General features: G+C 40.8%; 14 protein-coding genes and 1 pseudogene. All 15 read right to left on the reverse strand.

From position 1 onward, the window contains the following. The coding region (locus QD47_RS28305) for a recombinase family protein (protein WP_044649264.1) at positions 1–1,194 on the reverse strand (1,194 nt) is incomplete at its 3' end. 90 nt (positions 1,195–1,284) lie between these two features. Beyond that, positions 1,285–1,410: an SHOCT domain-containing protein gene (locus QD47_RS33815; protein WP_010348683.1), complete on the reverse strand. Its 126-nt coding sequence runs from the start codon at positions 1,408–1,410 to the stop codon at positions 1,285–1,287. A gap of 63 nt (positions 1,411–1,473) precedes the next feature. Beyond that, positions 1,474–2,625 (reverse strand): Ig-like domain-containing protein, encoded by a 1,152-nt coding sequence (locus tag QD47_RS28310; protein WP_044649265.1) that lies wholly within the window; start codon positions 2,623–2,625, stop codon positions 1,474–1,476. Further along, the gene (locus QD47_RS28315; RefSeq protein ID WP_044649266.1) at positions 2,622–2,912 is read right to left on the reverse strand and encodes a hypothetical protein; all 291 of its coding nucleotides are present in this window, start codon (positions 2,910–2,912) and stop codon (positions 2,622–2,624) included. The genes QD47_RS28310 and QD47_RS28315 overlap by 4 nt, the downstream gene beginning before the upstream one ends. Next, positions 2,912–3,223, reverse strand: coding sequence for a phage head-tail connector protein (locus QD47_RS28320; protein ID WP_044649267.1), 312 nt, complete (start codon positions 3,221–3,223; stop codon positions 2,912–2,914). The genes QD47_RS28315 and QD47_RS28320 overlap by 1 nt, the downstream gene beginning before the upstream one ends. Positions 3,224–3,233: 10 nt before the next feature. Continuing rightward, positions 3,234–3,434, reverse strand: a complete 201-nt coding sequence (locus tag QD47_RS28325) for a hypothetical protein (protein WP_044649268.1) — start codon at positions 3,432–3,434, stop codon at positions 3,234–3,236. A 97-nt stretch (positions 3,435–3,531) separates the two neighbouring features. Next, a complete protein-coding gene (locus QD47_RS28330) occupies positions 3,532–4,362 on the reverse strand; it encodes a P22 phage major capsid protein family protein (protein WP_044649269.1) in 831 nt (276 codons plus the stop codon). A 28-nt stretch (positions 4,363–4,390) separates the two neighbouring features. Further along, entirely contained in the window at positions 4,391–5,008 is a 618-nt protein-coding gene (locus tag QD47_RS28335; protein WP_044649270.1) for a DUF4355 domain-containing protein, read from the reverse strand. 406 nt (positions 5,009–5,414) lie between these two features. Beyond that, positions 5,415–5,795 (reverse strand): hypothetical protein, encoded by a 381-nt coding sequence (locus QD47_RS28340; protein WP_044649271.1) that lies wholly within the window; start codon positions 5,793–5,795, stop codon positions 5,415–5,417. Then, a complete protein-coding gene (locus tag QD47_RS28345; protein WP_235332392.1) occupies positions 5,785–6,906 on the reverse strand; it encodes a phage portal protein in 1,122 nt (373 codons plus the stop codon). Before QD47_RS28345 ends, QD47_RS28340 begins: the two co-directional genes overlap by 11 nt. A 16-nt stretch (positions 6,907–6,922) precedes the next feature. Next, positions 6,923–7,189: a hypothetical protein gene (locus tag QD47_RS33530; RefSeq protein WP_235332393.1), complete on the reverse strand. Its 267-nt coding sequence runs from the start codon at positions 7,187–7,189 to the stop codon at positions 6,923–6,925. Between the two features lie 51 nt (positions 7,190–7,240). After that, positions 7,241–7,762: an SMI1/KNR4 family protein gene (locus QD47_RS28350; protein ID WP_044649272.1), complete on the reverse strand. Its 522-nt coding sequence runs from the start codon at positions 7,760–7,762 to the stop codon at positions 7,241–7,243. 181 nt (positions 7,763–7,943) lie between these two features. Beyond that, on the reverse strand, positions 7,944–8,624 hold the full coding sequence (locus QD47_RS33535; RefSeq protein WP_235332394.1) for a hypothetical protein: 681 nt from the start codon (positions 8,622–8,624) through the stop codon (positions 7,944–7,946). Positions 8,625–8,711: 87 nt separating this feature from the next. Next, the gene (locus tag QD47_RS28360) at positions 8,712–8,945 is read right to left on the reverse strand and encodes a hypothetical protein (RefSeq protein WP_044649273.1); all 234 of its coding nucleotides are present in this window, start codon (positions 8,943–8,945) and stop codon (positions 8,712–8,714) included. Between the two features lie 195 nt (positions 8,946–9,140). Continuing rightward, a pseudogene (locus tag QD47_RS33540) lies at positions 9,141–9,403 on the reverse strand (phage terminase large subunit); the annotation flags it as partial.

Here is a 9,403-nt window from a genome sequence, read left to right on the forward strand (position 1 = left end):
CTTATTCTCATACATCCGGTTGAACAATCGCACAAACGCGGAATGTAAAACTTGTTCATCAACCGATTTGGCATCACATGCTGCTTTTCCTTCATTGACATACGTTTTGCATTGCCATACCACTTTTTTGGATGGATTATTGCTGTTCCAGGTTCGGCGTTTAAAAATGGCTCCACAGCATCCACAATATACTTTACTGCTAAGTGCATATTTACTGGAGTACCTTTTACTCTCCCCCATCACGCTCCCTTTCAGCTTGGCCCTCCGTTCCTTTTCCTTTTGCACCGCTTCAAATAGTTCCTTGGATACAATCGGTTCATGGTTATTCTCAATTAAATATTGCTGCTCCTGTCCTTTATTCCTTATTCGTTTGTGGGTTAGAAAATCTACCGTTACCGTCTTTTGCTGAAGCAAGGCTCCGTAATATTTCTCATTGGTCAGAATTAAGGTAATGGAGGAATCCCACCACGTATCGCCACCTGTGACTGTTTTAATGTGATCTCGCATCAATCCTCTAGCAATCGCCTGATAGCTTTTCCCATCCAAATACTCCTCGTATATTCTGCGTACAATCTCGGCTTCCGACTCGTTAATCACCAGTTCCCCCTGCTCGTCCTTATCGTAGCCAAGAAAGCGAGTCGTGTTGCAGAAGACTTTGCCGTTTTGAAAGCCTCGTAATATGCCCCATCGACTATTCTCAGAAATGTTTCGACTCTCGTCTTGGGCAAGGGAACTCAGGATGGTCAGCAATACTTCGCCTGTGGTATCCAGCGTATTAATGTTCTCCCGTTCAAAGAATACGGCGACTCCGAGACTTTTGAGTTCCCGTACATATTTCAATAAATCCAGTGTATTTCTCGCAAATCTCGAAATAGATTTCACTAGAATAAGATCCAGTTTACCGTTTCGAGCATCCTGTATCATCCGATTAAAATGTGTTCTATTTTTGGTGCTGGTTCCAGTGATCCCTTCATCGGCATAGATATCAGCCATTTCCCATTCCAAGTTGTTTTGAATGTATTGGGTATAATGATTGACCTGATTGGTATAGCTCTCCTTTTGCTCCTCGGAATCGGTACTGACCCGGCAATAGGCTGCGACTTTCTTTTTCTGGATAGATTGAATTCCTTCTACGATGTCCACCGTTTTAATGGGAACAACGACGACTTTTTTTGCGGTTGCGGCTTGTGCCATAGGTGTTTCTCCCTTCGATATCTTCTTTATACGGTCACATGGTATAATGCTTGCGGCACATCATCAAGTCCATTTCTGCCCATGTTATAGCTATTTGAAAGACTTTTTATTCAGCTCATCAATCGCGATAAACTCTTCTTCTGTAATGACATGTTGTGATCTCAATTGCTTCAACAGGCTTAGACTGAGCAAGTAATCAATAGATTTTCGTTGCATATGTATGTGCTCCTTTAAAATTAAAAATGGCTCACCTCTAGGGCAAGCCGATAGATATAAAGCTTAGAATAAATTTTTAAGGCTAATGTTCTTTTCTACGGTAATGCTAGGATCACTTACTAAGGTGGCTGTCAACACAAGGACTTTGTTGATTGCACCACTACTGCTTCCGGCTTTCACAGTCACGCTATTTCCTGTAGTTGCTATTATGCTCCCCATGATAGGAGTTGAATCATCTTGATTCCGTAGGCTCCACTCTACCGACTGGTCAAACACTTCTGTTCCATGATCATAGATATGACTGACGTATGAGGCGCTTTGGCCTGTTTTTAGCATGGGATTACCGGTAATGGCTATCGAATAGATATGCGTTCCCGTTTCAACGACTCTCAATTCAATGGTACTCAGCACTGTCAGATGATACGTTAATTTCGCGGTGATGCTTGCTTGTCCCAAAGCGATGCCTATAACCTGTCCATGCTGATCTACGCTAACCACATTCGGATCGCTTGTAATGAAAGTTATGACTGGATTAACCATCTCATTCCCGTTATCCGTAGCAGTCAAATTCAAAGATAACGTTTCGTTGAGCAGCACATGAGCTATCGTTCCCTGATTGATTTGTAAAGCATATGTATGAGTAATCTCGTACTTCCATCTGTCTGCAATGTTATGTTCCACGTCATCATAAGCTGTATTTATGCTATCTAATGTGCAGCTTAACTGGATGATGCCATTCATCGTGCGATCAATTCCAGTCACTTTAAACGGCTGATGAGTCATATAGAATCGTTGGTTCAATGCGATGTTTCGCGTGTCTGCATTGTCCTGTACTGTAACCAGGATATTTCCCTCTGGCATGGAGATAACTTTACCTGTTTCCGTTGAAAACGTTCTGGCTTCTACCACAGCATCAAACCATTTCACCTGTCCATTCCAGTTTAATGCTAGTCGTTGATTACACTTTCTCATTCTGCCTCGACAAGACTTTTCATTTCGATCCACCTGACTGGTGATCAGATACTGTTCATAACGATAATCCACGCTATCTCCTGTATGTAAGGGTGTTGCTGCACGAATGATTTTTTCATCGGTCATTTGAATGGTATCTGTCGCATCCCGAATCAGAGCAAGCTGTCTTACACCGTTTATGTGTACAAGCTCGCCTTTCTCTCGTAGGAAGAAATCAATCATCGGCTCTAAGCTCCGTGTCATTCCTCTACCTCCAAACCAAAATCCTGCTTACAACGATAAAGGTACAACTCCACATAATCATTCCATTCCTTCATATCCAAAATAATAAAGACATCCTTAGCAAATTGGACATAGCCGTTTAATTGCAATAAAGATTCCAGTGGACAGAAAGCTCGATATATTGTCTCCAAGGTGTAACTATCTTCAAATGAAAAGCTTTTGCGATAAGGTTGTACATCTGCCATCACTGACAGAACAGGTTTGAAATGAGTAGCATCTAAAATTTCCAGCTTCGTATCATAGAACATCAGTCTGTACCTACCTTAATTTTAGGCAGAGGAAGAGCCAGCCTGATACTTGTCGGAATGCCTGCTTCATAGGTGGCTGAGCGTTCACCTTCTTGCTTATGTGTTAAGCCAACCGAATCCCGATTTTTATATAGATACACCGCATAATCGACCATGACATCATCATATTCCACAGGTAGCGTTGCCAGGTTACAATAGCCATAAATATTACTCCTTGCTTTATTCAAATAGTGGATCAGGATACCATCCTTGGATATGTCTATTGGTTCCATGCCTAATAATCGTTTCATCAAATCCATTAGCTCACTCATGTGCTGTCTCCTATACCTCCTTTACCTGTTCCTTCTCGGTACGCTTCATGCTCTTGGTAGCTTGTACTTTCGTTTGGGCTGCTTCTTGCTTAGTCTCATCTGGTTGCGGTTCCTCTACTTGCTCATAATGCCCACTAGCCTGTAACCGCAGCATTAACTCCTGATCTGTGACTTCCCATGTGCAGCCTGTTTCCTGATTCAAAAACCACATCTTATCACCCTCCAAAAATGAAAAATAGGGCATCCAAAACGGACACCCTAAACGTGTTTCTTCTATTAGAATGTGTTCTCATATCATCCACTTTCAATTAAGACTTATTGGCTGTGAGTACAGCAAGAGCTTCAGGCTTGATACATTTGGCTCCAAACACCTGTAAACCTTTCACCGCATCTGAAAATTGTTTCTCTGGTCTGAACGCCTCCACTGAATCCACTTGCCCGGCAAACGAAATGGCGCTCTTATGACCCGCAATAATTTTATACTTAGCTCCTGTGGTATTCGGCACATTGTTGGATTTATAAACGATCATACCATCAATATCTCCGACATAACCTGTACGGATAATGTTCGGGTCTTTGGTAAAACGTGCATCTTTCAGCAGCAAGCCATAATACCATGCGGGAACCACCACAAATCGTTCCGATTCAGGTACATTATTTTCGTCCAATATTACGCCTAAATCAATCAGCAAATCATAGGCTGTATCTTTGCTTGGAACCATAGGCGTGGTGTCGTTACCCATTGTATTCTCGGCTTTGACCTCCGTGTAAAATCCAGCAAGATACTGATCCACCACATTGGCGAGTCCATAAGAGGCTTCCACGATTCCACCATCCAGTAGATTTACATTCGCTTGAGCAGCATCTACATCATCCACTTGAAAATTGAAATACTTGGCCTGATCAATTACCAACGTCTTTTGCGTAGCATCCAACTCCTGTGGACTCCCGATTCCTGCTACCTTGTCATAGTTGCCAATCGTCACCGCTCCAATCGAATTGATTTTTACTGTGGAGCCTTGACCTTGAATCTCACCTTCATAATCGGTGTTGACCACATTACCGTACACCAAATTTTTCTTCAAACTTTCATTTAAACGTGCGCTCCAAATGGTAGGAATAAAATTTTGTACTGACATATCTAATCACCCTGTCCTTTTCTATTGATTATTGTTTGTTTTGTAATGCTTGTTTGACTTGATCCCAATGCTGATTAATCTCGTTGGGGGACATTCCTTTAATCGAATCCAATGTAAATGTGCTACTCGTTGAACTAGCTGGGGGTGTATATCCATCCCCTTTGAGCCGTTGTTCGACCTGCTGTTGGATACCCATTTGCAGCGATTGTTCCAACATAGCTAAATTCGCTGTCGTCCCTTCTTCATCTGCACCAATAAAAAAATCCACTAACGGGAGTGGAAGTTTCTTTTCGGATGCAATTTTAATTGCTTGACTGGTTAACCGTTCACGTTGCTTCTCTAGCTTCATATGCTCCACTTCGGCTCGTAGCTTCTCGACTTCGATTTCTTTCTCATCCTTAGCCGGGAATCGCTTCTTGATCTCAACATCCACCGCACTTTCCAGATGATTAGCTTTCCACGTTTCCAACGATTTAGCTGATCGTTTGTCCACCGTGCTATCGAACCAACTTTTTGCTTCCTTATTAGATTGAATGAATTGCTCTATCCCTTCTACGCTATACAGATTCAAACCCTGAAGATACGTTTGCCATTCCTCATTCGTTTGGTTTTCTTCAATCAACTGCTTCATTTGTTCTAAATTCATTTTCGATAATCTCCTTTATCGCCCATTCGACTACGCAGAACCGAACACGCTTATGTATGTATTGAATTAAGCCGTTTAATGTCATGCTTAGGACAGGGATGTTACGCTTTAGGAATCACAAAAACGAGGAAAAGGTACAAACATACCAACTCCCCACTTTTAGGTATTTTTAACCCTTATTTCATTTGGATTTTTGACAGCCTAAAGCGTAACACCGAGTCTGTTTGGGTTCGAGCTTTCGAACACGTATATGTATGTTCAATTCGTTTAACGTCATATCTGCTACAATGATGTTACGCATTAGAAACCGTAAAAACGAGAAATAGGCACAAACATACCAACTCCTCATTTTGAGTTGTTTTTCTCCCTTAGTTTATTGGGCTTTTTATACTTCTAAAGCGTAACATCAAGCCTGTTTTTTCCTCATCTGACGCATCCGCAATTTCGTCTTTTCATTCGCATTCTTATCTCTACATTTCTCACAGTATTTTTGCCGATTCGAATGAGCTGAAAATGCAGCCCCACATTTCTGACAGTTCACCCTCGGTTGCGCTGTTTTAAATTCAGATTCTACATTCCGCTCAGACGTATATTCTCGTTCCAGCTTCTCGTCTATGGATAAAACTCCTTTTTCAAAATATATACAACGGGGCAGAGTATCATTTTGACCAAAGAATACACATGGGCCATCCTGTAAACAGCAATAGTTTGGGATACCATACTTCGCTCCGAAATAACAAGCACAATTATTCTTCACCAGCCGCTTGACCCTATTTTTATTCTGCATCCGATTTCTCCTCAGCCGTATCTGCTAATCGTTGCTGCTCCGAATGAAATTTATTGAATTCCAGCTTGGGATTCTCTACAAACGGTAACAGTGTTAGCAATGTTTCCTGAGAGACCACTTCTTTCAGTTTCACAATCACATCAGCCATCCCAACCAAGTCTGTCGGCAAGTTACGAGTAAACTTCACAGCGATATCCCGGTAATCATATTGAACGCCTTCTTTAATGTGCAGAAAGGTGAAGAAATTGCGTAAACGTTGCTTGATCGCCTTTTCCATCAACGCTTCACGCATCGCCACTCGATTCTCCAAATTCAGCAGCTTATTTCTCAGCGCTAAGGAAGAAGTATTGCTGGCCCAATTCTCATTGAAATTAACCTGATCCATCATGTCGAAAATTTTGCGTTCAATGTTATCCAACTCGTTTTTCACAAAAGAATCATTAATCTCCTTCGTAAGCCAGCTTACCTTTCCTCCAGCCGGAACTTGAATAATGCCCATCTTCTTCATATTCAATAAATCTTCAGCTTCCAATTTCGCGTTTTCAATCACGAGATAGGCGTTGCGATGATCTGCGATTTCATTGACCAAATCAGAGTTCAAAGCGTTATAGGCATCAAATAAAGAAATCACATCATGGAAACCACTTTTTCTCTCTGTATTAGCTGGACAGGAGATAAGCGGGACTCTTCCAAAGATGTGATTATGTTTGCCGATATATTTTAATTCGGGTGATTGATTTTGCTTCATTTGATTGCCTTTATCATCACTGCCGATTGTATAGTGTAGAATTTCATGGTCGGTATACACGTCCAAATATACTTGCTTATCAAAACGTCTCGTAAATTTATGTAGTCCTAATAGTACATTTCGTTCTGCTGTTCCATCTTCCAATACATAGGCATTCAAAGGAGACAATACCGTAGCTGAAAACTGCCCATCCGAATCAATATAGTTTAATTCGAAGCTCTCACCGAAGATTTCGGATTGTTTCCGAAGCTGTAGATTATGCTCTTTGTCCCAATGACTCATATGTACATCTATATTATGTATAGCTTCATCCTGATCCGACTTGGACACATAGTTTACTGGATTTCCAAGCAGATAGCCCACTTCATTATCTACGAACTTACGAGGGAAATTGAAAATGAGCTTTTGATTGCTTCGGGCTTTCTTGCATGGCATAGTTCTTGAGAATAGCATGCTGACCATTGTAGTAATCTGCATATTTCTGTTTGGCTAATGCAGCCAATTGGAGTTCATTTAGACATTCTGTAATGATTTGTTCCGTAATTTGCATCTCATCGAATCCTTTCAAAATAACAACGCTATATTTCCACTGATTTTTGTTGCACATATCAAAAAAACTGCCCATTAAAAAAGGCAGTTCCTTCATTAAACTATTCTGTTAGGGAGTTTAATTTCTTTTGTACACTTACAACTTCATTCAATCCTCTTCTTCCAGACAAATTTCAATGAATTCATATAGGTTGTTCCCCTCTACAGAACGGTTTCCCCAATCGTGCCAAAAGTATAGTACTTGTCCTACAACTCCCACTTCGGACGGATCTGTATCAAGACAGAGATAGTCCCCGCTACCGTTCTCTGCAATTGGCACCCATTTAGGATTCCAAAGACAAGGGCTAATTTCATTATCGGCATCCAATTCTAAATCGTCTGGATCAAATTCCTCCTGAATAAACTTCCAGTTATCGATAATTTGAGCAATAGGGGAAAGTGTTAAATTTCTTACAAAAGAACTAATTCCCACCTTCCAATCTTGCCCATTATGTACCCTATAAAAATTTTTCATTTCTTCGGGAAGCTTGATGCCAAGCGTACTTTCGAGTATCTGGAAATCTTCATCTCTTGCACCGACTTGTAGATTCAATTTCTTTTCAAAATCAGCTTCCTTGCTTATCCCTTTTTCAATAATACGCTGCCATAGTGACTCAGCTTGATGCATCATTTCATTATCCTCCAGCTATTCAATAGATATAAAATAATCCTTTATTTGGTTATTGCATCAAATTTTTTATGAATCAAACAAAATATGTCCTTCTTAACCTCCGGCTCCAGACTAATAATGCATCTGCCCCTTGGAATGCACACTTTCCACGGGTGCATGTATAGTTACTAGTTGAGCTTATTTACGGATTATTACCGGCACCAACCACGACTGAGAAAATTCCCTCTTCATCGTGCTTCAGTATGACGATAAAGGTGCCTGACATAGATTCTGGATTATTCGCTGCATCCAGGTCGTACCACCCCCTCAAGCGTTCTGAAAGGAACTTGCTCTTGTACTGGATAACATCTCGCCCCTCGTCTACCTTATACTCCTTGACCTTAACAGCGTCACTTGGAATTACAGAAGAAGCCTCGCGTATAGCTTCCTTTTCAGAGCGCCTTGGCCTATCCGTAGCTTCAAATGATAGGGTTATATTCAAAGCCGTGTTTTTCTTTGTAACTTCATCTTCGGCATAAATAGCCAGAAAACTATTGTTCTGATAAGAACTAATGCCGGCATCCTGCCCATTCTCATCTGCCCCGCGGAGCTGTTCGATAGTCTCCTTCGTATCCCCAAGTCCTCCTGTCTTGGTGATCAGGGGTTCTATACTAGTGCCTTGATCTTTAACTGGCTCAGGAGCCTTACCGCTTTCTGTATCTGTCACAGCTTCATCTGCAGCAGTTGATTCAACCGTGCTTATTGTCTCTACAGCATTATCGCTGTCTTTGTTTTCTTTGGTTGGTTCCCCGCAACCTGTTAACGTTACGGATAGAGCAATACATCCTGCCATAATAAGCAATCTCTTCTTGTGAATCCGCATACTCCGACCCCCGTATTTTATAGTACTTAATTCTATCTTACATTTATTAATATGTATTATAAAAAATCAAACTCGCAGTCTGGAACGCTATCTGGTGTATCGCTCAATATCATCTATATCCGACTCTCTTCTCAGTTGGTTCTTATATTCATGTACGTCATTCTTTAATTTGGCCAAAGCTCCCCAACCTGAGAATACAAGTAGAAGCACACTCATTAAGGCATAGGCGAATGTAAAATAATTCAAATAGAAGTTTAAAAAAATACCACCTAAAATCAACAACAACACGACCCACAGCGTCCACTTTAAGCCCTTCTTCAATAGAAATCCCCCTGTTGAAATTTCTATAATTTTCCTTTATATATAATAATACATTTGATTCACATGTCTGTAAAGTTTAAAATAATTTAGGCATGACGAGTGCCATAACCGCTTGCTATCTTGGTTAAATTATCAACTTTTATGTTTCCCCATTAGCTAATGGGATTAGAATAAAGATTGAGCTTTAACAGATCCTCAAAACAACAAACTACGATCATAAAATTTCAGACTCTTGAACGACTGAATCAATTGAACAGCCCCATATAAACTATCTGGAGCATCGTCGTATGTACAGTTTCGGTTATAATCCTTTACTTGATTATTATATCGAATGTTATCTGCATTGAACAGAATATGACCTTTCTTGATTTCTGGCTCCAAGCTAATAATTCGTTCATGCTTCTGCCCCTTGGAATGCACACTTTCTACGGGTGTATGTATCTTCGCCTTCCATAGTT

This window comes from Paenibacillus terrae (genome assembly GCF_000943545.1).
Taxonomy (GTDB): Bacteria; Bacillota; Bacilli; order Paenibacillales; family Paenibacillaceae; genus Paenibacillus; species Paenibacillus terrae_A.